The sequence below is a fragment of the Vibrio sp. T11.5 genome (assembly GCF_027587155.1).
In the GTDB taxonomy this organism is placed as follows: domain Bacteria; phylum Pseudomonadota; class Gammaproteobacteria; order Enterobacterales; family Vibrionaceae; genus Vibrio; species Vibrio neptunius.
This window is the reverse complement of record NZ_JAPPTP010000024.1, coordinates 1-25,023: the sequence shown is the minus strand read 5'-3', so window position 1 is coordinate 25,023 and position 25,023 is coordinate 1. Positions and strand designations below refer to the sequence as shown.

The 25,023-nt window shown below is 39.8% G+C and carries 23 protein-coding genes; 22 read left to right on the top strand and 1 reads right to left on the bottom strand.

Annotated elements, in window-relative coordinates; all coding sequences use genetic code 11:
• Positions 1–42: 42 nt before the first annotated feature.
• Entirely contained in the window at positions 43–984 is a 942-nt protein-coding gene (gene rfaD / locus OH455_RS18995; RefSeq protein ID WP_269982441.1) for an ADP-glyceromanno-heptose 6-epimerase, read from the bottom strand.
• Positions 985–1,120: 136 nt separating this feature from the next.
• Between rfaD and OH455_RS18990 the strand changes: the two genes are divergently transcribed.
• From OH455_RS18990 to OH455_RS18885, 22 genes are all read left to right on the top strand, one after another.
• Positions 1,121–2,311, top strand: coding sequence for a UDP-N-acetylglucosamine 4,6-dehydratase (locus tag OH455_RS18990; RefSeq protein ID WP_269982440.1), 1,191 nt, complete (start codon positions 1,121–1,123; stop codon positions 2,309–2,311).
• Between the two features lie 12 nt (positions 2,312–2,323).
• Entirely contained in the window at positions 2,324–3,475 is a 1,152-nt protein-coding gene (locus tag OH455_RS18985) for a LegC family aminotransferase (RefSeq protein WP_269982439.1), read from the top strand.
• Positions 3,476–3,492: 17 nt separating this feature from the next.
• Positions 3,493–4,686 carry a UDP-N-acetylglucosamine 2-epimerase gene (gene neuC / locus OH455_RS18980; RefSeq protein ID WP_269982438.1) on the top strand — a complete coding sequence of 398 codons (1,194 nt, stop codon included), beginning with the start codon at positions 3,493–3,495 and terminating at the stop codon, positions 4,684–4,686.
• A gap of 7 nt (positions 4,687–4,693) precedes the next feature.
• Positions 4,694–5,767: an N-acetylneuraminate synthase gene (gene neuB, locus OH455_RS18975; protein WP_269982437.1), complete on the top strand. Its 1,074-nt coding sequence runs from the start codon at positions 4,694–4,696 to the stop codon at positions 5,765–5,767.
• Positions 5,760–6,419 carry an acetyltransferase gene (locus OH455_RS18970; protein ID WP_269982436.1) on the top strand — a complete coding sequence of 220 codons (660 nt, stop codon included), beginning with the start codon at positions 5,760–5,762 and terminating at the stop codon, positions 6,417–6,419. Before neuB ends, OH455_RS18970 begins: the two co-directional genes overlap by 8 nt.
• Positions 6,420–6,442: 23 nt before the next feature.
• Complete coding sequence (locus OH455_RS18965; protein WP_269982435.1) at positions 6,443–7,501, top strand: nucleotidyltransferase family protein; 1,059 nt, start codon at positions 6,443–6,445, stop codon at positions 7,499–7,501.
• A 2-nt stretch (positions 7,502–7,503) separates the two neighbouring features.
• A complete protein-coding gene (locus tag OH455_RS18960; protein ID WP_269982434.1) occupies positions 7,504–8,481 on the top strand; it encodes a Gfo/Idh/MocA family protein in 978 nt (325 codons plus the stop codon).
• A gap of 1 nt (position 8,482) precedes the next feature.
• Complete coding sequence (locus OH455_RS18955) at positions 8,483–9,175, top strand: acylneuraminate cytidylyltransferase family protein (protein ID WP_269982433.1); 693 nt, start codon at positions 8,483–8,485, stop codon at positions 9,173–9,175.
• 308 nt (positions 9,176–9,483) lie between these two features.
• The gene (locus OH455_RS18950) at positions 9,484–10,815 is read left to right on the top strand and encodes a hypothetical protein (protein ID WP_269982432.1); all 1,332 of its coding nucleotides are present in this window, start codon (positions 9,484–9,486) and stop codon (positions 10,813–10,815) included.
• A gap of 34 nt (positions 10,816–10,849) precedes the next feature.
• Complete coding sequence (locus tag OH455_RS18945) at positions 10,850–11,626, top strand: oxidoreductase (RefSeq protein WP_269982431.1); 777 nt, start codon at positions 10,850–10,852, stop codon at positions 11,624–11,626.
• A gap of 16 nt (positions 11,627–11,642) precedes the next feature.
• Complete coding sequence (locus OH455_RS18940) at positions 11,643–12,770, top strand: hypothetical protein (RefSeq protein ID WP_269982430.1); 1,128 nt, start codon at positions 11,643–11,645, stop codon at positions 12,768–12,770.
• Between the two features lie 151 nt (positions 12,771–12,921).
• Positions 12,922–14,703 (top strand): ABC transporter ATP-binding protein, encoded by a 1,782-nt coding sequence (locus OH455_RS18935; protein ID WP_269982429.1) that lies wholly within the window; start codon positions 12,922–12,924, stop codon positions 14,701–14,703.
• A gap of 105 nt (positions 14,704–14,808) precedes the next feature.
• Positions 14,809–15,822, top strand: coding sequence for a UDP-N-acetylglucosamine 4,6-dehydratase (inverting) (pseB, locus tag OH455_RS18930; RefSeq protein WP_269982428.1), 1,014 nt, complete (start codon positions 14,809–14,811; stop codon positions 15,820–15,822).
• An 8-nt stretch (positions 15,823–15,830) separates the two neighbouring features.
• Entirely contained in the window at positions 15,831–16,994 is a 1,164-nt protein-coding gene (gene pseC, locus OH455_RS18925; RefSeq protein ID WP_443088610.1) for a UDP-4-amino-4,6-dideoxy-N-acetyl-beta-L-altrosamine transaminase, read from the top strand.
• A complete protein-coding gene (gene pseF, locus OH455_RS18920) occupies positions 16,994–17,686 on the top strand; it encodes a pseudaminic acid cytidylyltransferase (protein ID WP_269982426.1) in 693 nt (230 codons plus the stop codon). Before pseC ends, pseF begins: the two co-directional genes overlap by 1 nt.
• Positions 17,687–17,701: 15 nt before the next feature.
• Entirely contained in the window at positions 17,702–19,204 is a 1,503-nt protein-coding gene (gene pseG / locus OH455_RS18915; RefSeq protein WP_269982425.1) for a UDP-2,4-diacetamido-2,4,6-trideoxy-beta-L-altropyranose hydrolase, read from the top strand.
• A 7-nt stretch (positions 19,205–19,211) separates the two neighbouring features.
• The gene (pseI, locus tag OH455_RS18910) at positions 19,212–20,270 is read left to right on the top strand and encodes a pseudaminic acid synthase (RefSeq protein ID WP_269982424.1); all 1,059 of its coding nucleotides are present in this window, start codon (positions 19,212–19,214) and stop codon (positions 20,268–20,270) included.
• Complete coding sequence (locus OH455_RS18905) at positions 20,270–21,409, top strand: N-acetyl sugar amidotransferase (protein WP_269982423.1); 1,140 nt, start codon at positions 20,270–20,272, stop codon at positions 21,407–21,409. Before pseI ends, OH455_RS18905 begins: the two co-directional genes overlap by 1 nt.
• Positions 21,399–22,019: an imidazole glycerol phosphate synthase subunit HisH gene (hisH, locus tag OH455_RS18900; RefSeq protein ID WP_269982422.1), complete on the top strand. Its 621-nt coding sequence runs from the start codon at positions 21,399–21,401 to the stop codon at positions 22,017–22,019. The genes OH455_RS18905 and hisH overlap by 11 nt, the downstream gene beginning before the upstream one ends.
• Before the next feature lie 9 nt (positions 22,020–22,028).
• Positions 22,029–22,748, top strand: a complete 720-nt coding sequence (locus tag OH455_RS18895) for a HisA/HisF-related TIM barrel protein (protein ID WP_269982421.1) — start codon at positions 22,029–22,031, stop codon at positions 22,746–22,748.
• Positions 22,729–23,916: an N-acetyl sugar amidotransferase gene (locus tag OH455_RS18890; protein WP_269982420.1), complete on the top strand. Its 1,188-nt coding sequence runs from the start codon at positions 22,729–22,731 to the stop codon at positions 23,914–23,916. Before OH455_RS18895 ends, OH455_RS18890 begins: the two co-directional genes overlap by 20 nt.
• Before the next feature lie 522 nt (positions 23,917–24,438).
• The coding region (locus tag OH455_RS18885; RefSeq protein ID WP_269982419.1) for a hypothetical protein at positions 24,439–25,023 on the top strand (585 nt) is incomplete at its 3' end.

Here is a 25,023-nt window from a genome sequence, read left to right as displayed (position 1 = left end):
TTGAAACCACCTTTCTATAGTAAGCTTTTAAAATATCAGAGGCTACTTGTTTATCTTCTGCATATATTCAGCAACGCCTTCTGCGACTGTTTTGAAGTGGTGATCACAGCCTGCAGCGCGAAGTTTTGTCAGGTCTGCCTGAGTAAATTCTTGGTATGCGCCTTTAAGGTGCTCAGGGAATGGAATAGTTTCTACCTCACCTTTGCCATGGAACTTGATCACCGCTTTAGCGACTTCTTCGAAAGATTCTGCATTGCCTGTACCTAGGTTAAAGATCCCTGACTGGCCGCTTTCCAAAAACGATAGGTTTACTGCTGCAACGTCGATGACGTATACGAAGTCACGCTTGAAAGTCTCACTGCCTGCAAATAGCTTTGGATTTTCACCTGCGTTCATCTGGTTATTCAGGTGGAAGGCAACAGATGCCATTGAGCCTTTGTGTTGTTCACGTGGACCATAAACGTTGAAGTAACGGAAACCAGTTATTTGAGACAGTTGTTCGCCATGTTCTTCAGCATCTTTCCAAATACGGCGTACGTAGTTATCAAATTGCTGCTTTGAGTAACCATATACATTTAATGCGCCTTCGTACTCTTTCTCTTCGATGAAAGTATCAGTTTCGCCATAAGTCGCAGCCGAAGAGGCATAAAGGAATGGGATTTCACGTTCTAGGCAGTAGTGAAGTAACTCTTTAGAATATTCATAATTATTGAGCATCACATACTTACCATCCCACTCTGTGGTGGCAGAGCAAGCTCCTTCATGAAAAACAGCGTCGATTGGTCCAAAATCATCGCCTGCCATTATTTGCGTAAGAAAATCGTCACGGTCCATGTAGTCCGAGATATCAAGGTCTACAAGGTTCTGGAACTTTTTACCATTTTTTAGGTTATCTACGACCAAAATGTCGTTAATGCCCTTTTCGTTAAGAGCTTTAATGATGTTGCTGCCAATCATGCCAGCACCGCCAGTTACGATGATCATGGTGACCTCAGTTGTAATTAAAGTGTATTTCTTTAATTCTATCACCGTGCTTGTTTGTTTGTAACCTGTCTTTCAATCCGCTTTCTAGATATACTCCCACTAATTTTGCTAGCTATATCAATTAAGGAATTTCTGAGTGAGTAACACCTTGTCTTTAATCGGTCGTGACGAAGCCTTGTTTACAAAAGATATTGAAAACCATGAAGCAGAATTATCACGCATTGTTTCTGCGTCAAGTTTCCTCGTTTTGGGTGGTGCTGGCTCAATTGGCCAAGCCGTAACCAAAGAAATTTTCAAACGCAATCCTAAGAAGCTACATGTTGTTGATATTAGCGAAAACAATATGGTAGAGCTTGTTCGAGATATTCGTAGTTCATTTGGTTACATCGATGGTGACTTCCAAACATTTGCTTTGGACATTGGTTCTCTAGAGTACGACGCATTCATTAAAGCCGATGGTAAGTTCGATTATGTATTGAACCTATCTGCGCTTAAGCATGTTAGAAGTGAAAAAGATCCTTATACATTGATGCGTATGATCGATGTAAATGTTTTTAATACCGACAAAACAATTCAGCAGTCTATTGATGCCGGTACGAAAAAGTACTTCTGTGTTTCAACAGATAAAGCTGCAAACCCTGTTAACATGATGGGGGCGTCAAAGCGCATTATGGAAATGTTCCTTATGCGTAAAAGTGAGCAAATGGCAATCTCAACTGCTCGCTTTGCAAATGTGGCATTCTCTGATGGTTCGCTGCTACACGGATTTAACCAACGTATCCAAAAGCGTCAACCTATCGTAGCACCAAACGACATAAAGCGTTATTTTGTTACTCCTCAAGAGTCGGGTGAACTATGCTTAATGTCTTGTATCTTTGGTGAAAACCGTGACATTTTCTTCCCGAAACTGAGTGAAGCTCTGCATCTTATTTCGTTTGCAGATATTGCGGTGAAATACCTAGAGCAACTTGGTTTTGAACCTCACCTATGTGGGACAGAAGAAGAAGCACGTCAACTTGTACATACGCTTCCAGAGCAAGGCAAGTGGCCATGTTTGTTTACTGCAAGTGATACAACAGGTGAAAAAGATTTCGAAGAGTTTTTTACAGATAAAGAAGAGCTGGATATGTCTCGATTCGAAAATCTGGGCATCATCAAAAATGAACCTCTTTATGAGCAAGAGCTTCTTACTTTGTTTGAAAGCAGCATCTCTGAGATGAAAGGTGAGCGAGCTTGGACTAAAGAGCAGATTGTGAAACTGTTCTTTACCATGATCCCTGATTTTGGGCACAAAGAAACGGGTAAATACCTCGATAGCAAGATGTAAGTGGGGCACTCAATGAAAGCGACATCTATTGTTGAATTTGTGAGAGATACTTACAAAACAGACGAATTTATTCCCTTACATGCACCGACGTTCGATGGCAACGAAAAAGCGTACGTAATGGAAACGATTGAAAGTACATTTGTTTCTAGCGTCGGTAAATTTGTTGATGATTTTGAGAGAAAAATTGAAGCTTACACTGGTACGGCTAAAGCTGTAGCGACAGTGAATGGCACAGCAGCATTGCATGCCGCATTGTACATGGCTGATGTTCAAAGAGGCGACTTGGTCGTCACGCAAGCTTTGACTTTTGTTGCAACCTGTAATGCTCTTTATCATATGGGGGCTGAGCCTATTTTTCTGGATGTATCTCCAGTGAGTTTAGGGTTGTGCCCTAAGGCTGTGGATGCATTTTTAGAAGAGAATGCTGAAGTCACAGACGCGGGGTGTATCCATAAAAAAACAGGTAGAAGAATCAAAGCCGTTGTACCAATGCACACGTTTGGTCACCCTGTAGAGCTTGATGAACTGGTTGCCGTTTGCTTGAAATGGAACATCACGTTGGTTGAAGACGCCGCAGAAAGCCTAGGCTCGTTTTATAAGGGCAAGCACACCGGTACTATGGGTGATTTTGGTGCTGTCAGCTTCAATGGCAATAAGATCATCACCACAGGCGGTGGTGGCATGGTGTTATGTAAGACTCAAGAATTAGGTGCGCGTACTAAGCATGTCACGACGACAGCAAAGGTTCCTCATCCGTATGAGTTCTTCCATGATGAACCTGGCTTTAACTACCGCATGCCTAACCTGAATGCTGCTCTGGGATGTGCACAGATGGAAGTTATCGAGCAGTATTTGAAGCAAAAGAGATTGCTTGCAGAACGCTATAAAAACTTCTTCAAAGGTACAGATTTTAAATTTGTCACTGAGCCAGAGTATGCGAAGTCAAACTATTGGTTAAATGCAATCATTTGTCCGGATAAAGAGCGTCGCGAAGAGGTACTTAAAGGCACAAATGGTTCAGGCGTGATGACTCGACCTATTTGGCAGCTCATGCACAGATTACCTATGTTTGAGAATGCAATACGTGGTGACCTAACTTACTCAGAGTTTATTGAAGCGCACCTAATCAATCTTCCAAGTACTCCAGTGGAAATCAAAGGCTAAGTAGGTTTAATACATACATGACGCAGACACATAAAAAGGTTGCGGTCTTTACTGGTACAAGAGCAGAGTATGGTTTGCTCTTTTGGCTATTAAAGGACATACAAAGCGATCCTGACCTAACACTTCAATTGCTTGTTTCTGGCATGCACCTATCACCGGAATTCGGTGATACTTACAAACAAATTGAAAAAGATGGCTTCAATATCGATGAGAAAATAGAGATTTTGTTGTCTTCTGATTCCGCTGTAGGTACAGCGAAAAGTATGGGGCTGGGGGTCTTAGGGTTTGCCGATGCCTTGTCGCGACAAGCGCCAGATGTTCTTGTCATTCTTGGGGATCGCTTTGAAGCGCTCGCTGCAGCGCAAACAGCTATGATACTTCGTATTCCGATCATTCACCTTCATGGTGGTGAAATAACAGAAGGTGCTTATGACGATGCAATTCGTCATGCGATTACCAAGCTGAGTTACCTACATGGTACATCGACAGACGAATACCGAAACCGGGTGATTCAACTTGGTGAATCACCAGTGCGTGTAAGAAATATTGGTGCAATTGGCTTAGACCACCTAAACCGAGCGTCTTTTATGACGGTTTCTGAGTTGAGTGAATCACTAAGTTTTGAGCTCACAAAACCTTATTTTGTTGTTACTTATCACCCTGTTACTCTGGGTAACGAATCTCCAAAGGAAAGCTTTCAATCGCTTTTAGATGCTTTGGATGAATACCCTGATCATCAAGTTATATTAACTTACCCTAACGCAGATGACGGGGGTCGACGAATTATCCCAATGCTAGAAGATTATGCAGCAAGCCAACCAAAACGTGTCTTGGCAATCCCATCCCTAGGGCAAGTGCGTTATCTGAGCTCGGTAAAGCATGCGGCTGCAGTTATTGGTAATTCGTCGAGTGGTATTATTGAAGTACCAGCTTTTGATGTTCCTACAGTGAATATAGGGGCTAGACAAAAGGGACGCTTGGCCGCAAAAAGTGTTTTAAACACCACTGCTACGAAAGAATCCATCAGCAACGCGATTGGTCTCGCTGTGAGCCGAGAGTATAAAGCTGAAGATGAAAATATTGCTAACCCCTACGGCCAAGGTAATAGTAGCAAGAAAGTCATAGAGATGATTAAAGGACTGGATTTTGATCCTTGTAAGTCTTTTTATGATGTAAACATTGAACCTGACTTAAACAAGAAAGTAGAGTGAGACAATAATGACTTTGATTATTGCCGAAGCGGGTGTAAACCATAATGGCCAAGAAGAACTAGCGTTTTCTTTGGTCGATGCTGCTCACAAAGCCGGAGCGGATATAGTAAAGTTCCAAACTTTTAAAGCAAAAAACCTAGTTACTGAAGAGGCTAAGCAAGCTGAATATCAAGTAACAAATACTCAAAAGCAAGAGTCTCAGTTAGCGATGTTAAGCCGTTTAGAACTGTCGTACGAGACCCACCATGATCTCGTCAAATACTGTGAGTCTCTTGGTATTGAGTTTCTATCAACAGCTTTCGATTTAGAAAGTTTAGATTTCTTAGTCAATGATCTTGGTTTAACGCGCTTGAAGTTGCCTTCTGGTGAGTTAACGAACGCTCCTCTTGTATTGGCTCATGCTCGTACGGGTTGCGATCTTATTGTATCAACAGGTATGGCAACACTTTCCGAAATTGAGACAGCTCTTGGAGTGATTGCTTTTGGTTATACAGCAGATGAAAAAGCAGAACCTTCGATGCTAGGTTTCCAAGAAGCTTATGCATCAGAATCTGGTCAAAAAGCGCTAAAAGAGAAAGTAACAATTCTTCATTGTACAACGGAATACCCTGCTCCAATGGAAGAAATCAACCTAAGAGCAATGGATACGCTAGGGCGAGCATTTGACTTGGCGGCAGGCTATTCGGACCACAGTGAAGGAATTACGATTCCAATTGCGGCTGTTGCTCGTGGTGCTGTTCTTATAGAGAAGCATTTTACGTTAGATAAAAACATGGAAGGTCCAGACCATAAGGCTTCTCTAGAACCACAAGAGCTAGAGGCAATGGTAAAAGCCATCCGTCAGATTGAGATTGCATTAGGCTCTAGCGTAAAAACTCCTACAGTTTCTGAAGTGAAAAACAAATCCGTAGCACGAAAAAGCTTAGTAGCAGCAACGGATATTGAAAAGGGTGAAAAGTTAACAGAATCTAACCTCACAATTAAGCGTCCAGGCATTGGTATGTCCCCTTATCGCTATTGGGAACTTCTTGGCACTAAAGCAACCAAAGGATACAAAACAGGAGAGCTGATCATTGAGTGATGAGTTGAATCTTCCTATTGTAATGATTGGTGGAGGCGGTCATGCCTCTGTTCTAGCTGAAATATTGCTTACTCAGGGAAGAGAAATCCTTGCCGTGATCAGCCCTGACGATGTCAGTCAACGCACTGTTTTCAAAGGAATCTCTATCCTTGAAAAGGATGAAGATATTCTAAAGTTTGACAAAGACAAAGTTCTTTTGGTCAACGGTGTTGGGATGATGCCCAAATCCGGTTTTAAGCAAAAAATTAATGAGCACTTTCTTTCATTAGGTTACCAGTTTGAGACGATCATCGCCGATAGTGCACTCGTTTCACCGTTTTCTAAAATCGAAGCTGGTGCTCAGATTTTACCCATGGCGATAATTCAGACTGGGGCAACAGTGGGTAGCCATAGTATAATCAACACAGGTGCTTTGGTTGAGCATGATTGTAAAATAGGTGCTTATAATCATATCGCTCCAAAAGCAACGTTGTGTGGTCAAGTAGAGACAAATGAAAATGTTTATGTTGGGGCTGGTTCAATAGTTATCCAAGGGATTTCTATCGGCAGTGGTGCTATTGTAGGTGCAGGGGCTTGTCTCACAAAACCATTAGAATGTGATGCCGTTTTATATCCGCCTAAAGCAACTACTAGTTTAATGTCTTCAAACTAAAACTTATTAATAACAGGTAGAATATGAGTTTCTCTTGGGAAAATGTACTAATTCACCCTACAGATACGTTACGTGATGCTCTAGAGATTATTAACACAGAGTCTCTAAGAATTGCTTTGGTGACAGACAATTTAGATAGGTTATGCGGGGTTGTGACTGATGGGGATTTGAGGCGTGGTTTATTAAACAATCTTTCACTGAATGATGAAGTGAGTTTGGTTATGAATTCTAACCCTGTAACAGCAGATGTAAGCACCCCAAAAGATCAGCTTTATTTAGAGATGGAAAAAAAAGGCATTTTGTCTATCCCTTTAATAGATGCTGGTAAGTTAGTTGGTTTAGAAACGTTACGCGGGACCATTGGGCGTGCTTTGTATCGAAATCCAGTATTTATTATGGCCGGTGGTTTTGGGACTCGCTTAAAACCTCTTACTGACACTTGCCCTAAACCAATGCTTCACATCGGTAATAAACCTATTTTAGAAACGGTTATCCGAAATTTCATTAAAGCGGGCTTTGTCAATTTTTATATTTCTACTCACTATATGCCAGAACAAATCCAAGCTCACTTTGGTGATGGTAGTGAATTGGGTGTCAATATTAGTTATGTGCATGAAGAACAACCTCTTGGTACAGGCGGCGCATTAGGTTTGCTTCCGAAAGACCTACCTGAAGGTTTACCACTTATCATGATGAATGGCGATGTACTCACTAAAGTCGACTTTCAACGTTTACTTGATTTTCATGTGGAAAACGACGCTGATGCTACGATGTGTGTCCGCGAGTATGATTACCAAATCCCTTATGGTGTTATTAATGGTGAAGGAAACAAGATCAGCAGTATGGTTGAGAAACCAATACAACGCTTCTTTGTGAACGCTGGGATTTATGTAGTGTCTCCACGTGTTATTGCCTCAGTACCTAAGAATCACCATATCGACATGCCGACACTCTTAGAACAGCACATGCACGAACGAAATAATGTGCTGATGTTCCCGATTCATGAGTATTGGCTTGATATTGGTCGTATGGATGACTTCAATCGAGCTCAAGCTGATATTCACTCATTAGGGTTAGACTAGTAATGGAAAAAGTAGCTGTTATTGGTTTGGGTAATATAGCAATTAGACATCGAAGCAATTTGAAACGGCTGTTTCCCGACGCCACTCTTTTTGCGATGTCAGCTAGTGGTAGGGTTCCTCAGGAAATTATTAGCGATTGCGATATTTTAGTTTCTAATGTTCAAGATCTAGTTCTGCATGAAGTAGAGTTAGTGATTGTCGCTTCTCCTGCTCCGTTTCATGCGAGTCATGCTTTACCTTTGATTGAAGCTGGTATTCCTGTGTTAATTGAAAAGCCAGTAACTGTGACGAAACAGGATGCTAGTGAACTTCAACAGGCGATGGAAGAACACCAAACACCTGTAGCCGTAGGATATTGTTTACGCTATTTATCCTCAGCCATTCAGGTAAAAAAGTTGTTAGTTGAGCATGCCATTGGGGTTTTATACAATGCGCATATTGAAATTGGTCAGTATCTACCTAATTGGCGCCCTAACAAAAACTACTACGATAGTGTTTCTTCGAGTAGAGAATTGGGTGGAGGAGCATTGTTAGAGCTGAGTCATGAACTAGATTATGCTCAGTGGCTTCTTGGACCATTAACACTACAGCATTCTATTTTACGTTCATCAGTCGAGCTTGGTTTGGATGTTGAGGATATGGTTGATATCGTAGCTCTCAATCAGAGTAAAACAGTCGTAACATTTCATTTGGATTTTATCCAACGAGAAGCATACCGACGATGCAGCTTTATAGGTAGTAAAGGGCGGTTAGAATGGGATCTAATCAAAAACAGTGTAACTCTTGCAACTTCAGAAGGCGTCAGGGTTGTTTACAATGGGTTTGATTGGGATAAGAATAAAATGTATCTAGAAATGATTGAAGATTTTGTACAACTAATAAAAGGCAACAAAAATAGTTGTACCACCTTAGATGAAGCAAAGAAAACAGTCTGTTTTATTTCTGATGTCAAGAAGAATGCTGAATATATAGAGAGCTGATATGAGAAATTTTGCATTTATATTTGCTCGGGGAGGGTCAAAAGGGCTCCCTGGTAAAAACATTAAGCCTTTGGCAGGAAAACCATTATTACTATATGCAATAGATACAGCTCAATCAGTGTCTAATATTAGCCAAGTATTTGTTTCGACAGATGACGATACTATTGCAGATATCGCGGAAGATTCTGGAGCAGTCGTTATTCGCAGGCCACATGAGCTAGCTACTGACACTAGTCCTGAGTGGCTATCTTGGCGACATGCGATAAATTGGGTGAAAGAGCGTTATGGTGACTTTTCAGGGTTTGTTAGCTTGCCAACCACTAGTCCTTTGCGAAACCACTTAGATGTCGAGAGTGCAATTATCAAGCGCGAATTGGTGAATGCTGATATTTGTATTTCTGTTACGCCTTCCCAACGTAGTCCCTTTTTTAACATGGTGATAAATAATGATGAAGGATTTGTCGAGCTTGTAAGCCCTCCAACGTTTGATGTTACACGAAGGCAAGATTCGCCAGAAGTCTATGATATTACGACAGTCGTGTATGCCACGACCCCTGAATTTGTGCTAAACAACTATGGTATTTTCTCTGGTAAAGTAACATGTATAGAAGTACCAAAAGAGCGGGCTGTTGATATCGATGATATTTATGACTTTAAGCTTGCAGAGTTGATTTTGAGAGGTGGGCTAGTTTAAGAATTTTGTTAAATTACGTCATTCTCAAACTAAATCATCTAAAGAAACGTGTTACCTCAGATGCTAAGTGTAGTTTTTCTACATTAAAAGTTTAAACCGGATGGGATGCTTTATGAGCGGCGTTCTTAAAGGCGTATTACACGCAAGCTCGACATTAAAGAAGTTGTTGGTGCTGTTGTGTTTTTGCTTTATGGAAGTACGAAGACATTTCAGGACATACAGTAGTCATAGATGATAGCTTTTTCTTAAGGTAAGAGTAATTAACTTTTTGAGATCATTTCTGATTTGCATAAGCTCGGATTAATTGAATGAATGAAAATAAACAGAAAACCCTTTATGTAGTACACTGTATTGATACTGAAGGGCCATTGACTGAAGATTTAGTGGATACCTTTAAGCGGCTTAAGAATGTCTATGGTAATGTGGTTAAAGATATTGAGCCGTCACGAGAAAATTTAAGAAAGTTGCAAAACGCTGAACTTAACTTAGATGGCTTTGAAAAAGAAGTTAGTAAAATGCTTGCCCCGCATTTGCTTCAATATAACAATAATTGGTCACAAATAGATAGGATGCTGGATGATGCTTTGTCTGAGGCATTTCGTAAGAAAACTATTGATGATGCTAATGAAGGTTGGGTGTACAGCTGGCATTGTATGGATCATGTAGGGTACTCGGATAACCCTAGAAGAAAAGATTTAGGGTTTGGGAATGTTTTCCGTTTTTACAGGCAAAAGTTGAAGGAAACGAATAGTGAGTGCGATGAGATAAATTGGCATTATCATCCATTATCTTTCAGTAGAAACCCTCTGCAGTGTGCAACAAATTACGTCAATTCATACGATGTTTTGTTAGAGTCTTTATGTAGGAGAGTTATCGACGAAGGGTGGTTCCCAACTGTAAATAGGCCTGGTTTCCACACTGAGCGTCAAGATATCCATATGTTTTTAGAACAATGGATCCCATTTGATTATGCTAACCAATTCTACGAGGTTGATGATGGCCAATTGGATCTAGTGTCTGGCCGCTTTGGAGATTGGAGAAGAGCGAGCTCCTCATGGAGAGGTTACAACCCCAGTCATGATGACTATCAATCTCTAGGGAACTGCAGACGCCATATTTTCCGTTGCTTGAATGTAGGTACGCGTTTTAATGAACTCAAAAAACATCATGTGGCTTCTGCATTTGCAGAGGCAGATAATATGGGGTCCGCTATTTTAGCATTTGCGGATCATGATTATAGAGATATTAGGCCGAATGTTAATTACGTAAGAGGATTAGTGGAGTCCCTGAGGTCTGAGTATCCTAGTGTAAAAGTGAAGTTTTCAGGAGCAGAGCAAGCTGCTGTCGCCGTTACTGAGAATACCAACAGGACACCATTGAAACTGGCGGCTTCTGTAGAGCAAAATGTTCTAAAGGTCAGAGTTCTTAGTGGTGAGTTGTTTGGACCTCAGCCATTTTTAGCAATAAAAACACTACAAGGTAACTATTATCATGACAACTTCGACATTCAGACACCAGGAATAGAGTATACGTATACTTTTGACTTTAATACGTTACCATTAAGGTCTGTAAGCTCGATAGGTGTAGCTTCTGCCGGCCGGTATGGTGCATTTGATGTTCAGCAGATAAGGTTATCATAAGCAGGATATCTATTTGTAGGTAAAAAGATTATATATGAATCAAACGCTTAAAGATAAGAAGATTGTTGTTGCCGGCGCGGGTGGGTTACTAGGCGCTAATGTTGTTAAATCAGTTCTATTGGCTGGAGGTGAGGTTGTTGCAACGGATATATCCATTGAGCATCTAAAGACGCGTTTGTCTTCTGTTGATGTTGATGTTGATGTTAATAGTGCTCACCTTACGATCTGTGAGCTAGACATTACTGATAGCGAAGGTCTAACTCGATTTTGGCAACAAGTTGAGGGGATAACAGGAGCAGTCAATTGTACTTACCCAAGAACTAATAGCTATGGCGCTAAGTTTTTTGATGTAACGCTAGATAGTTTTAATGAAAATGTAAGTATTCACTTGGGTAGCGCTTTTTTGTTTGCTCAGCAGTGTGCTGCATACTTTGTTGATAAAGAACTCCCTTTCTCATTAGTAAATATATCCTCTATTTATGGAGTCATTGCTCCAAAGTTTTCGGTGTACGAGAATACTGTAATGACCATGCCGGTTGAATATGCTGCGATTAAGTCGGCTATTATTCATCTCAATAAATATGTAGCAAGCTACATAAATGATAGTCGCTTTAGAGTTAACAGTGTAAGTCCTGGTGGTATTCTAGATAGGCAACCAGCAGGTTTCCTTGAGGCATATCGTAAAAATACACATGGAACGGGAATGTTAAATGTGGAGGAAATGACTGGTACAATTGTTTATCTGTTATCTGATCTTTCCCGATTTGTGACTGGTCAAAATATCATCGTGGACGATGGGTTCTCGATTTGAAGGTATTATGAGAACTATGAACACAAAAAGATTTCTGTTTTGCGTAGAAAAAACATATACCGAGCGAGATAAAAAACGATGGGGTATTCAAGAGCTTGAAAGTAATGGACATCAAGTCGATGTAATTAATCTAAACTCTCTTGTTCATCCAAAGAGAGTCGAAGAAGAACCTAACAAGGAAATATTCAAGCCTGAATCATGCCGTGAACTTGACAATTATATGTCAAAGATAGAAGAAAAAACTGTAGTAGTTTTAACATCAATAAACTCCATCAGATTCTTACCTATAATTAAGATTTGCAATAAATATAACCTTGAAACAATTGCCTTACAGCTAGCACCTATACCTATACATTATGATGAACAAAAAAAAATTAGTAAAATAAGCATTGTAAGAAGAGTGAAATATTATTTCATGTGCTTAATTAAAAAATGCTTCAGGCCATATATTGACTATCTTGTAAAAGGTGGAAATAAAACTGATATTTTACCTATGTACAGCGTGGGAAAAGAAATAATGGCACACTCTATGGATTTTCAGAAATGTCAGGATGTAGCTATTGAATTATCAGGTTGCTCTAAAAAGCATATATTGTTTTTGGATCAAAACTTAATGGGGCACCCAGATGATGAAATTTGCGGATTCGACTTTAGTTATCTATCAGATGAGTATTTTCGTAAAATAAATGATTTCTTCGATTATGTTGAATCTAAATTCGAAACGAAAGTTATAATTGCAGCACACCCAACTTCAGACTTGGAAAAGTTGAAACGTAACTTTAATAATCGAGCAACCTATGCTGGCGCTCTTGAAAGCCTTGCAAAAGAGTCTGCAATGATCTTGAGTCATGCTAGCACATCAATGGGGGTTGCTGTAATTTATGATAAGCCTTTGTTACTTCTGGACTCTAAAGAACTAAGGGATATAGAAAATGCTTACGAAAGGTATGTTCAAAGTGGTTTTGCTACCAAATTAGGTGCTAAAGTGGTAGCTATAGATAACAGATCTGATTATGAGGATCTAACAAGTTTCCCAACTGTAAATTTTGAAAAATATAAAAAATACTCATTTGACTATTTAAATTGTAGCCCATCTGAAAATGGTACTATTTGGAATAAAATACAAGTGGGTATAATAAGTTAATTGAGAGAGTGTTTTCATCGAGGTGTAAGTTGCTATTAGATAAGGGTTTTTGTATCAAATACCTTGTTTTTATGTGACTTTAATGCGTGAAACCATCATTTTTGCTTTTTTAATACATTTTGGTTTAAATACTAGGTAGAGTTTGCGTTAAATGAGAAGAAAAATTAAACGGTTGTGGAGCATTCTGTCTTTTGAGCAAAGGAAAAAGTTGGCATTGTTGCAAATCATGGTTGTAGCAATATCAATTTTTGAACTTGTCACTATTGGTATGATTGCCGGATTTATGGGAGTAGTTTCAGACAATAGTAAGCTAGATACGTACTTAAGTTATGTTAATATTTCTTTTCTAAACAATATGTCATTTAGTAGTACTTTGTTGTTTATTTCTTGTGTGATTTTATTACTTTTAACTATAAGCTCTTTATTGTCAGTCTTTATGACGAAAAAGATTAATCAAATATCCTTGAATTTCGGCCATGAACTCACCTGTAGGCTATTTTTTTTCTATCAAAATCAAGATTGGGAATATTATTTAAGGAATAATTCAAGTATTTTGACAAATAAGGTTCTTATAGAAAGCAGTCGCTTAGTTGGTTCTGTTCTAGTTCCTATTGTGAATATGTTTTCTCGGTTAGTTTTTATTTTACTAATCAGTGTGGCTATCTTCTCTTATGATATTGAGACGAGCTTATTTATCATAACCTTCTTCATTTTTAGTTATGTCATGATTTCTAAGGTGCTTAAGAAGCGACTGCAACGAAATGGGCGTATTGTTGGAGAGGCAAATCAGTTAAAAAGTAAGATAGTTAAAGAAGCATTCACAAATACAAAGCCAGCTATTCTTTTAGGGAAAAGGAAATATTTTATAAACGCCTTTGATGAGCAAAGCTTACAACAATCCCAAGCTCAGGCAAGTACGATGACTATTGCAGGAGCTCCACGGTACATGATGGAATGGCTTGCCTATGTAAGCATGATAATGATTATTATACTCAATCTTATCATTAAAGGTGATGATTTTTCTGCCATACTTCCACTGCTTACTATCTATGGTTTAGCCGCTTTTAAGTTACTGCCCTCCCTTCAGCAGGTTTACAATAGCATTGCAACCATCAAAGGCAATATTTCAGTGTTGGATATTTTGGAAGCTGATTTAGTTTCTAGTAGGGCTAAGATGAATTCTAATGACCATATAGAATTGATACCTTTTAATGAGCATCTTGAAGTTTCTCAAGGGTCTTTCTCGTATGCAGGTAATAAAAAGCTAGCTCTAAACTCAATAAGTATCAGGGTAAATAAGTTCGAGAAAATTGGAATTGTAGGCCACTCAGGCTCAGGAAAATCAACATTGATTGATGTGATTTGTGGTCTGTTGCCATTAAGTAGTGGCAAGTTAAATATAGATGGGCAGCCAATCAAAGATTTGTCTGCTTGGCATCATAATATTTCCTATGTCCCTCAATCTGTTAACTTAATGGATGCCACAATCGCGGAAAACATTGCTTTTGGAGTTGAATATTCAGAAATAGATTGGGAAAAAGTACATAAAGCTGTTGAGCTTTCATGTTTAACAGAATTAATTGCTAGTTTTTCAAATGGACTTGATAGTCACATTGGTGAAAATGGAATCCAGATTTCTGGCGGACAAAGGCAAAGAATTAGTATAGCAAGAGCTTTATATTCGGAGTCTGAAATTTTGATCTTCGATGAGGCAACGAGTGCTCTAGATGGCATTACTGAAAATCAAATTATGGAGTCAATAGAGAAATTGTCAGGTAAGAAAACTATTATTATGATTGCCCATCGACTAAAAACTATAAAAAACTGTGATCGTATCTATGTATTAGAACAAGGCCAAATAGTCGATGAAGGTAGATATGATTACTTGATTCAAAGTAACGCATCCTTTAGAGAAATGAACAAATTTGCGTAGTTTGATAATGAGGTTAATATGGATTTTACTTAGATAGGTTCCAAATGAGTTATTTAAGTATTTATATCTCTATCTTGTTTACAAATTTTAATTTAAGGAATTAACTTGTTAAATAATAAAAATGTTCTTATCACTGGCGGTACAGGGTCGTTTGGTAAGAAGTTCATCAGTACAATCTTAGAGCGCTATGCGGACGTGAAAAAAATTATTATTTTTTCTCGTGATGAATTGAAACAATTTGAGTTGAGGCAGCAGTATCCTCAAAAAGACTTTCCTCAACTTCGCTTTTTTATTGGAGATGTTCGTGATAGAAACCGCATGGTTCAGGCTTGTGAAGGCGTAGATGTTATCATTCATGCAGCTGCAATTAAGCAGGTAGATACTGCTGAATATAATCCAACGGAGTGTATTCGTACTAATGTAGATGGCGCTGAAAATGTAATTAACGCGGCACTAACTTGTAATGTGAAAGATGTAGTAGCGCTATCGACAGACAAAGCTTGTGCGCCAATCAACCTTTATGGTGCGACTAAGCTGGCTTCAGATAAGCTATTTACAGCAGCAAATAATATCAAAGGTTCAAAAGATATCCGTTTTAGTGTTGTGCGCTATGGTAACGTAATGGGCTCTCGTGGCTCAGTTATCCCATTCTTTTTGAGTAGACGTGAAGAAGGTGTATTGCCGATCACTCATGAAGAGATGACACGCTTTAATATCTCATTGCAAGATGGCGTGAACATGGTGATGTACGCGCTTGAAAACCATTTAGGTGGTGAGATTTTTGTACCAAAAATCCCATCTTACAAGATTTTGGATATCGCAGAAGCGATTGCTCCAGAATGTGAGACTAAAGTTGTAGGTATTCGCCCAGGTGAAAAACTTCATGAAGAGATGATCACCGATACTGATTCGCTGAATACGATTGATCTTGGTAAATACTACGCAATTTTGCCTTCTGTTTCGTTCACCTATACAGAGCAAGAATACCTCGATCACCATAAAGCTGAGAAAGTACCGTTTGGTTTCAAATACAATTCAGGTACGAATACAGAGTGGGAAAGTATTGAAGGCCTACGTGAGCTAATCAAAGAGCACGTTGATCCAAACTTTACAGTGTGAGAATAGTAGTGATTCCTTACGGTAAGCAAGATATTAACCAGCAAGACATTGACAGTGTTATTGATGTGTTGAAGTCGGATTTTCTGACGCAGGGCCCCCAAGTCCCAGCATTTGAGCAAGCACTTATCGATCATACCGGTGCAAGCTATGCCCTCGCTGTAAATAGCGCTACATCAGCATTACACATTGCTTGTCTTGCGCTGGGACTCGGTGAGGGGGATTGGCTTTGGACGTCCCCTATTACCTTCGTCGCGTCAGCAAACTGCGGTTTATACTGTGGTGCACAAGTCGACTTCGTAGATATTGACCCTGATACTTACAATATGTGTCCAAAACACCTTGAGGAAAAGTTAATCAAAGCGAAAGCTGAAGGTAAGCTTCCAAAAGTTGTTGTCCCGGTGCACTTATGTGGCCAACCATGCGATATGGTGGCGATCGCCAAACTGGCGAAAGAGTACAACTTCAAAGTCATTGAAGATGCTTCACATGCAATTGGCGGTAAATATCAAGGCTTGCCTATAGGGAATTGCGAATACTCGGATATCACAGTCTTTAGCTTTCACCCCGTTAAAATTGTAACGACGGCGGAAGGTGGAGCAGCAATGACCAACCAAAAGGCTTTGTCTGACAAGATGACTTTGCTTCGAAGTCATGGTATTACTCGTGACCCTGAGCAAATGGAGAGTGGTAACCATGGTAGCTGGTATTATCAACAGGTTGATTTAGGTTTTAACTATCGTATGACCGAGCTTCAGGCGGCACTGGGTGTATCTCAGATGCATCGTTTAGACGCTTTTATTACCTCTCGCCATCACCTTGCAGATCGTTACAATCAGCTATTGAAGTCTTTACCCGTGGTATTGCCATATCAATTGGAGAATACCTACTCGGGCCTTCACCTTTATGTAATTCGTTTGCAGTTGGACAAGACCTCTTTGACACACAAAGAGGTGTTTGATGCACTAAGAGACAAAGGTATTGGCGTCAATCTGCACTACATTCCAGTCCATACTCAGCCTTACTATGAAAAAATGGGTTTCAGTGAAGGTGATTTCCCTGAATCTGAGCGCTATTACCGCGAAGCTATTTCTCTTCCTATGTTCCATGCGATGAGTGAAGAGCAGCAGGATGCAGTCGTTCAAGTTCTCACTGAAATATTGCAGGAGCGCTAATGAAAGTCGCGATTATTCCAGCTCGTGGTGGTAGTAAGCGCATACCAAGAAAAAATATCAAAGCATTTCATGGTAAGCCCATGATTGCTTACTCTATTGAAGCAGCCATTGCCTCTGGCTGCTTTGATAAAGTTATCGTTTCTACCGACGATGCGGAAATTGCAGCCGTTGCCGAGGATCATGGTGCTTATGTTCCATTTTTCCGTCCAGCAGATATTTCTGATGACTATGCTACAACAATGGATGTCATGGCTCATGCTATCCATTGGTGTCAAAATGAAGGTTGGGAAATTGACGCTGTATGTTGTTTGTATGCAACGGCTCCATTTGTATTGCCGAAGGATTTACAACAAGGCTATGCACTTTTGCAAGGCGAAGATGTGCAATTTGCTTTTAGTGCTACCTCATTTCCATTCCCAATTCAACGCGCGATTAAACTTGATTCAGACGGCTCCGTTTCGATGTTTACTCCTGAAAATGAACAGGTAAGATCTCAAGACCTCGAAGAAGCTTACCACGATGCGGGACAGTTTTATTGGGGTAAAACCAGAGCATTTTTAGAAAAATACTCTATTTTTTCTCCTCATTCGAAAGCGGTACTTTTACCTCGCAATCGGGTTCAAGATATTGATACCCATGAAGATTGGGAGCTTGCTGAGTCCTTGTTTTCTGTGCTAAAGCTCACCAATTAACAATTAGGATGAAGTATGAAAGTTGTCTTTCGAGTCGATGCATCTCTGTTGGTTGGTAGTGGGCATGTTATGCGTTGCCTCGTCTTGGCTGAAGAATTTGCGAACAAAGGATATGACATCGAGTTTGCTTGTTCTCCATTAGAAGGAGACATGCGTGCGTTTATTCGTGAGCTTGGGTTTCAGGTGACGACACTTGCCAAGCCAAGACAAACTATTGAGCCACTTCACGATGCTGATTATGCAGCCTGGCTTCAAAAGAGCGTATCTGAAGATGCACAAGATTTCCTAACAGAAATCACTTATGCAGACCTTGTTGTTACTGATCACTATGCAATCGGTGTTGGATGGCAAGAACAAGTTATCGCTTCGTTAGATTGCCGAATGCTTGCTATTGATGATCTCGGGCGACGCCATAAAGCTGACTTGATCTTGGATCAAACGTTAGGGCGTGATGAAGCTGATTACTCTGAATCTCAATCTAGAGTCCTAGCGGGTAGTGAGTTCGCTTTATTGAGAGCAGACTTCGCGAGTAAGCGAGAATCAGCACTCTCTAGAGAGATTTCTAACAATCCTCTGAAAGTGCTGGTATCCATGGGGGGGGTCGATGCACCTAACACCACTTTCAAAGTGTTAGAATCTTTATGCGGAAAAGTAGAGGCCAAGTTCACTGTATTGTTGTCGCCAAAAGCGCCTCACTTTAACCAAGTTAAAGAGTGGTGTTCATCTAGATCTGACGTTTCGCATCTCGAGTTTGTCTCTGATATGGCAAGTTTAATGTTAGAGCATGACATCGCTATAGGGGCTCCAGGTACCACAAGTTGGGAAAGAGCTTGTCTTGGGCTACCCAACGTAATCATTCCTTTAGCAGAGAACCAGCAACTAATCTGTAAACAGTTAGTAAAGCACTCTGCGTCATTAAAAGTTGATATCGAGGATATCCCTAGTAGATTGCAAAGTGAGTTCTTGACAGTTCTGAAGCAGTGGTCCCAATTCAAAGATGCTAATCTTTCTCTTTGCGATGGGCGAGGCGCACGCCGAGTCTCTTATGAGGTTGAGTTGTTACTTAATGAGACAGCTGATGGATTATCTCTCAAGCCTACTTCGCAAGAAGATATCGCGTTGATTTATGACTGGCAGTGTCACCCAGAGACTAGAAAGTACGCATTGACTCCTGAGGTCCCTACATGGGGTGATCACCAAGCTTGGATGTGTAAAAAACTGAAATCAGCCTCTGACTACTTTTACATGATCGTTAGTAGGGATGATGGCAACAACGTTGGAGTGGTGCGCTTAGATAGAATAGAAGCTGGACATTATTTGGTCTCAATATTTGTAGACCCTAAAAGCTATGGAAAAGGGATCGCGTTTAAAGCTTTAAATATTGTTGATGCAATTCATCCTGATGTAACCCTACATGCTACGGTATTGAAAGCAAATAGCGCATCTCAACGACTCTTCCAAAAATGTTGCTACCGACAAGTCGATGAAGAAACTTACGTTCGACGACCAATTGATTGAGGCAAAAATGAAACCATTTATTACTATTGACGGCCGTCAAGTTGGGCCAGACTTCCCTCCTTATATCATCGCAGAATTATCCGCTAACCATAATGGGGATATCAATCGCGCTTTCCAAATCATGGAAGAAGCGAAGAAGGCGGGCGCAGATGCGATAAAATTACAAACCTATACTCATGAAACTATTACCATGGATTGTGACTCTGAAGAGTTTCAAATTCATGGTGGTTTATGGGATGGGCAGACTTTGTATGAACTATACAAAGGTGCTCATATGCCGTGGGAATGGCATAAGCCGTTATTCGAAAAAGCTCGAGAGTTGGGTATTACTATCTTTAGTTCTCCTTTCGATTTTAGCGCGGTAGAGCTTTTAGAAGAACTCGACGCTCCTGCCTATAAGATTGCTTCGTTTGAAGTGATTGATTTACCTCTTGTTAAACGTGTTGCTCAAACAGGCAAGCCAATGATCATTTCAACGGGAATGGCGAATCAAGAAGAGATTGCTGAAGCTATCAAAACAGCAAAAGATAATGGTTGCCAGGAGTTAGTTGTGCTTCATTGTGTCAGTGGTTACCCAGCGCCTGCAGACCAATACAATCTAAGAACGATTGCAGATATTGCTGAGCGTTTTGATGTTCTTTCAGGCTTATCTGATCACACTATTGATAACGCGACAGCAGTTACATCTATCGCTCTTGGCGCTTGCTTAATTGAGAAGCATGTAACGATGGATCGCAATGGTGGTGGCGCTGATGATAGCTTCTCACTGGAGCCTCAAGAGTTACAGGCATTGTGTAAAGATACCAAAACAGCGTGGCAAGCTCTTGGCAAGGTCAACTATGAAAGAACTGAAGCGGAAAAAGGTAATGTGAAATTTCGTCGCTCTTTGTACGTAGTCAAAGATGTAAAAGCGGGTGAAATGCTCACGGCAGAGAATGTCCGAAGTATTCGCCCTGGTTTTGGGTTGGCCCCAAAGTATTATGATGAGATTATGGGGCAAGTAGTGAAAAGAAATATTAGTCGAGGAACTCCTCTTACTTTTGATGTGATTGAGACTGTGAAGTAATGAAATATTGTCAAAAATGCCTGACGACAGATTTACGACCTAATGCGTCTTTTTCAGGTGGGATCTGTATTGCTTGTCGATATTCAGCTTCAGAGCATCACGAGAACGTGAGGTTGAAGCTTAAGTTACTAAAAGACAAGATCCAAAAAAGCCGCCAAAAGCAAAGAAATAAAGGGGCTTACGATTGTATCGTTGGTGTTAGTGGAGGCAAAGATAGCACACGTCAGGCTCACTGGGTTAGGGACCGGTTAGGGTTGAGACCGTTATTGGTTTGTTGTGCCTATCCACCAAAACAGATGTCTGAAATTGGCGCTAAAAATCTCACCAACTTGATTGAAATGGGATTTGATGTGATAGCTGCGACCCCTGCACCTCAAACGGCAGCTAAACTTGCTCTAGAGTCATTTAAACAATTTGGTAATGTATGTAAGTCGACGGAAATGTCTCTGTTTTCGACAGTTCCTCGTTTGGCTATTGAGTTGGGGGTTAACACCATCTTTTGGGGGGAGAACCCAGCTTTACAAGTTGGCGATGCTGCTGTCGAGGGGTTTGATGAGTTTGATGGCAACAACTTACGCCGTCTAAATACTCTTACCGCTGGCGGAACTGATTGGCTAAAAGAAGCTGTTAGGCACCCTTATCATGCCGAGCATTACTTATACCCAGATGAAATTGAGTTTGAACGCAAGAAAATTAATATTTTCTACTTAGGCCCTGCGTGGGATGACTGGAGTAATGATGATAACTCTATATATGCTTCATTACAGGGGCTTACTTTACGCCCGGGAGAAGAATTAGAAACGGGAGATCTTTCCAATGCTTCTATGCTTGATGAAGAATTTACTAATATCAATATGATGCTCAAGTACTACAAGTTTGGGTTTGGTAGAGCAACGGACGCAGTGAATGAAAAAATACGAACCGGTAAACTCACGCGTGAACAAGGTATAGAAATTGCTGAAAAGTATGACGGTCTATGTTCTGACCGTATTGTTAAGAGCTATTCGGACTATGTCGGAATAACGGTTGATGAGTTTTGGAACATTGCCAATAAATGGGTGAACGCTTCTATTTTTGATATTCGCTCTGGTCAACGCCCAATCAGAAAGTTTACTGTCGGAGTCGATTATGAAAGTTGATATCTTAGATATTGGTAGTGGTAATATTCGTTCGGTTAAAAACTGGATTGAGAAGTCTAACGTTTCCACACGGATTGTCACTCAGCCTGATGATATACAGTCTGAAATGTTAATATTGCCAGGTGTTGGCTCAGCAGGTTCTTATATGCAACGTATGAAGGCTGGCAATTTTGATGAAGCCATCAAGGCTCATGTTGATAAAGGGTGTCGTTTGATGGGGATCTGCTTAGGTTTTCAGATAATGATGGAATACTCAGAAGAAGATGGGCATGTTGAAGGCTTTGGATTTCTTGATGGGCATGTAGAACGTTTGATTGGGCAAGAGTCCCACAACGCATGGGAACCACTTTCGTTCCGCCGTCAAGGGATGGCTGGGCAGTCATTTAGTAGTAGGCATCACCTTACACAAAAGCGTATTTTCAATGGACGCGTTTTTTACAACCATGAATATGGGGTGATTAATAAAAGTCAAGACGCTTTTTCTCTTCCAGTGAGTAGCGCATTTTCTCAATACAGTGGTTTGTTGGTTAAGGACAATATCATTGGTCTTCAGTTTCACCCGGAGAAAAGTCAAATCTCGGGTATAGACTTAATCAACATGATCTTATAGGGAGCGAATATGCGTGTTGGTTCTACCGTATTGTTGCAAGCCCAGCGTTGCGTGCAGTCGTACCATTGGAGTTTTTTGCGTCCGCTGGGCGATTTACAAAGTGTGTTGGATTCACTGGAGGAATATCAATGTGATGAAGTCGCAATAATTCGTCCTGTGAGAGACCAAGATACGTTTGCTCAGTTTGAAGCAGACATTCAAGTATTACATCGGTTGAAGACGATGACGCCAATTAGTTTTGGTGGAGGAATTCGTTCGTTTAAGCATCTGGCTTTATTGAATGATTTACCCATTGAACGGTTGGTTTTCTCTTCAGCATTCTTAGCTAAAGATCATATGTTATTGGATGAAGCTAAGAACCTTTTTGGTCATCAGGCGATTCAATGCTTGCTCCCAATAAGAACACTCAATGGAAGCCTTGAAGTATTCTGTTCCGAAAAATCGACCTTTGTTACCATTAATGATATAGATTTTTCTTTCATTCAATCTTACGCGAATGAGATTATATTGTTCGATGTTGCCTCTGAAGGTGAACATAACCAATTTGATTTTGAGTTATTGTCAGCGCTACCAATTGAAAATAGCAAACTCATCGTGAGTGGTGGTATTGGTCACGAGTCGGTGAGAGCAGCAAGCGAGAAAGGTCTTGCTTCTGTATTGATTGATAACAAAGTCTTACATAAAGAATATTCGATTACGAGCTACAAACATGCTTTCAAATTGTCCTAAATGTCACTATCCACTTAATCACCCATTTGGGCTCACAATCAATGAACGAGAATGTTCAGGGTGTTTGACTCATAAAGAAAAAGATCAGATCAATTGGGATGACAAAGCTAATGAACTTGACCTTATATTAGGTAGATTTAAAAAACAACGTAGTCGTTATGACTGCATTGTTCCTGTTGTTGGCGATGCTGAAGATTATTATACCGTAAGTAAAGTGTTGGGCGCAGGTTTGTCCCCTTTAGTCGTTTGTGTAAATGATTACTTCAAAAATGACATAGGTTGGCATAACCTTCACAACTTGATAACTCATTTTGATGTCGACTCTTTCGTATTTAACCCAGATATGCGGGTATACAAAGACCTTGTTCGTACATCACTTCGTAAGTTTGACCATATAATGCTGCCCTTCTTGCAGTTACACACAGCTTTTCCTGTGCATGTCGCCTATGAACGGAAAATCCCGCTCATCATCTGGGGACAAAATCAAGCCGTCGAGCAAGTAGGAAAGTTCTCGCATCATGATGCAGCAGAAATGAGCCGCTGGAATCGCCGAGAGCACGACTTGTTTAATGTAGAAGCTGGGCATCTAATTGGCAACGGAGCGCAGGTTGATGAGCGCGATTTGAACTATTATCGTTACCCAGAAATAAGCTCCATTGCTCGTCGAGGAGTCAGAGGGCTCTACTTGAGTAACTATATGCGCTGGGATCCAATTGCACAAAACCAAGCGATGACTGAGTTTGGTTTTATTCCAGAAACAAATACTGCAACTTTCGATATCTATGAGCGTGCTGGGAGTTCGGTATATTATCAATTTCATGATTTACTGAAAATGAAGCGCATTGGCTATCGTAAGGTTAATGATCACGTGGCAAGGGAGATTCGTCACGGGCGTTTAACCAATGAAGATGGTCTGTCATTGCTGTCCCACTATAAAGGAAGTAGAGTTTTCATTAAGCCATTTTTTGAATGGTTAGGGGTTACAAAGAGCGGTTATGAGTGGTTTAAATTACATAGACTTAGCAATCAATTGGAGCTTATCAGTGAAGTTAAGACTTTTGATGCTCCCCCTCCCTTTGTAATAGCTGATGAACTAAAAAGGTATTTATCCGAATCAAAAGTAGCAGAAGAGCAATTTGTAACCTTCGGCAAAGGGCTATATATATAGATTTGTAATTAATTTTTCTTAAGTTTTAATAATTATGATAGTAGCCTAATATGAGAGGTATTTGATTTAACCTTGTAAGGCGATGGTGGATTTTTTTGGCCTAGAAACTAAAAATTCAAAGTTTAAGGTTATGATATTAAGGTGCCCACGTCCTAGGACGTATAAGACAGGAAATATTTGATTGAGTAACGGTTTTATATTTTTATATGAGATATTAATAATATTTCTAGGTCTAGAGAGTAATGCTGCTAGTACATAATTAAATTATTAAGATGACGATGGTCTATGTTGGATTGTTATAGTATTGCACTGGATGTGGTTTAAGCGCTGCTTCATGTAGGTATTGATAGTTCTTGTAGTAAGTGAATTACGTTAATATTGCGAATTTTTGTGTGACGTAAGACGTAGAATAATAAAATTAGTTATTCTACAGTTAAACATAACGATGATGTAGAGTGCATTTGATTTTTTGTATCGAAACGATGCTTAGAATTTATCACTGATACAAGTGAGTTGTAAAGTATGAATAGTAAAAATGATAGTTTAGACATAGATGACCTTTCAAATAGTGAGTATTGGGAGGGAACAAAAAAAACATATCGTAAGAATAAATGTTATTTTGACTCTTTATCTGAACACTTAGCAAAGATATATGGGTTGGATTCTAAGTTGTCACAGGACTCTGTTCTATATGAGATAATGAGTGTTCAGTATAAAAATAATAGGCAGTTGTTTGATGCTAACCTTATTCTTTGGGTTTTTCTATACTTAGTTGTTTTTTTATTTATACTTGTTTCTGGTTTTTTTTCTGTATTTTTTTCCTTTTTTAAGAGAAAAAAAAGTACAGATGTGATTTATGAGGAAATGTGGCCACAAAAAAGCCTATATAACCGTTTTTATGATTATATTGATGTAGAACTTAGTTCAAGGCATATTAAAAGAGAAATACTATTGATTTCGCCAGGAGTTAGTTTTTTTAAAGAAAAAGTTCAAGCTTGGAAAGGTTCTATAATAAATAGAAGATATTCAGGAGCATTATTTGAATATAGGCTGTCATTTCAGGTTTTTTTCTGCGATTTGTTTTATCTTACTGAATTGCTAAAAATC

Coding starts and splice junctions, on each gene's coding strand:
- rfaD (WP_269982441.1), bottom strand. CDS start 984: ATGATCATCGTAACTGGCGGTGCTGGCATGATTGGCAGCAACATCATT.
- OH455_RS18985 (WP_269982439.1), top strand. CDS start 2,324: ATGAAAGCGACATCTATTGTTGAATTTGTGAGAGATACTTACAAAACA.
- neuC (WP_269982438.1), top strand. CDS start 3,493: ATGACGCAGACACATAAAAAGGTTGCGGTCTTTACTGGTACAAGAGCA.
- neuB (WP_269982437.1), top strand. CDS start 4,694: ATGACTTTGATTATTGCCGAAGCGGGTGTAAACCATAATGGCCAAGAA.
- OH455_RS18965 (WP_269982435.1), top strand. CDS start 6,443: ATGAGTTTCTCTTGGGAAAATGTACTAATTCACCCTACAGATACGTTA.
- OH455_RS18960 (WP_269982434.1), top strand. CDS start 7,504: ATGGAAAAAGTAGCTGTTATTGGTTTGGGTAATATAGCAATTAGACAT.
- OH455_RS18955 (WP_269982433.1), top strand. CDS start 8,483: ATGAGAAATTTTGCATTTATATTTGCTCGGGGAGGGTCAAAAGGGCTC.
- OH455_RS18950 (WP_269982432.1), top strand. CDS start 9,484: ATGAATGAAAATAAACAGAAAACCCTTTATGTAGTACACTGTATTGAT.
- OH455_RS18945 (WP_269982431.1), top strand. CDS start 10,850: ATGAATCAAACGCTTAAAGATAAGAAGATTGTTGTTGCCGGCGCGGGT.
- OH455_RS18940 (WP_269982430.1), top strand. CDS start 11,643: ATGAACACAAAAAGATTTCTGTTTTGCGTAGAAAAAACATATACCGAG.
- OH455_RS18935 (WP_269982429.1), top strand. CDS start 12,922: ATGAGAAGAAAAATTAAACGGTTGTGGAGCATTCTGTCTTTTGAGCAA.
- pseF (WP_269982426.1), top strand. CDS start 16,994: ATGAAAGTCGCGATTATTCCAGCTCGTGGTGGTAGTAAGCGCATACCA.
- pseG (WP_269982425.1), top strand. CDS start 17,702: ATGAAAGTTGTCTTTCGAGTCGATGCATCTCTGTTGGTTGGTAGTGGG.
- pseI (WP_269982424.1), top strand. CDS start 19,212: ATGAAACCATTTATTACTATTGACGGCCGTCAAGTTGGGCCAGACTTC.
- OH455_RS18905 (WP_269982423.1), top strand. CDS start 20,270: ATGAAATATTGTCAAAAATGCCTGACGACAGATTTACGACCTAATGCG.
- hisH (WP_269982422.1), top strand. CDS start 21,399: ATGAAAGTTGATATCTTAGATATTGGTAGTGGTAATATTCGTTCGGTT.
- OH455_RS18895 (WP_269982421.1), top strand. CDS start 22,029: ATGCGTGTTGGTTCTACCGTATTGTTGCAAGCCCAGCGTTGCGTGCAG.
- OH455_RS18890 (WP_269982420.1), top strand. CDS start 22,729: ATGCTTTCAAATTGTCCTAAATGTCACTATCCACTTAATCACCCATTT.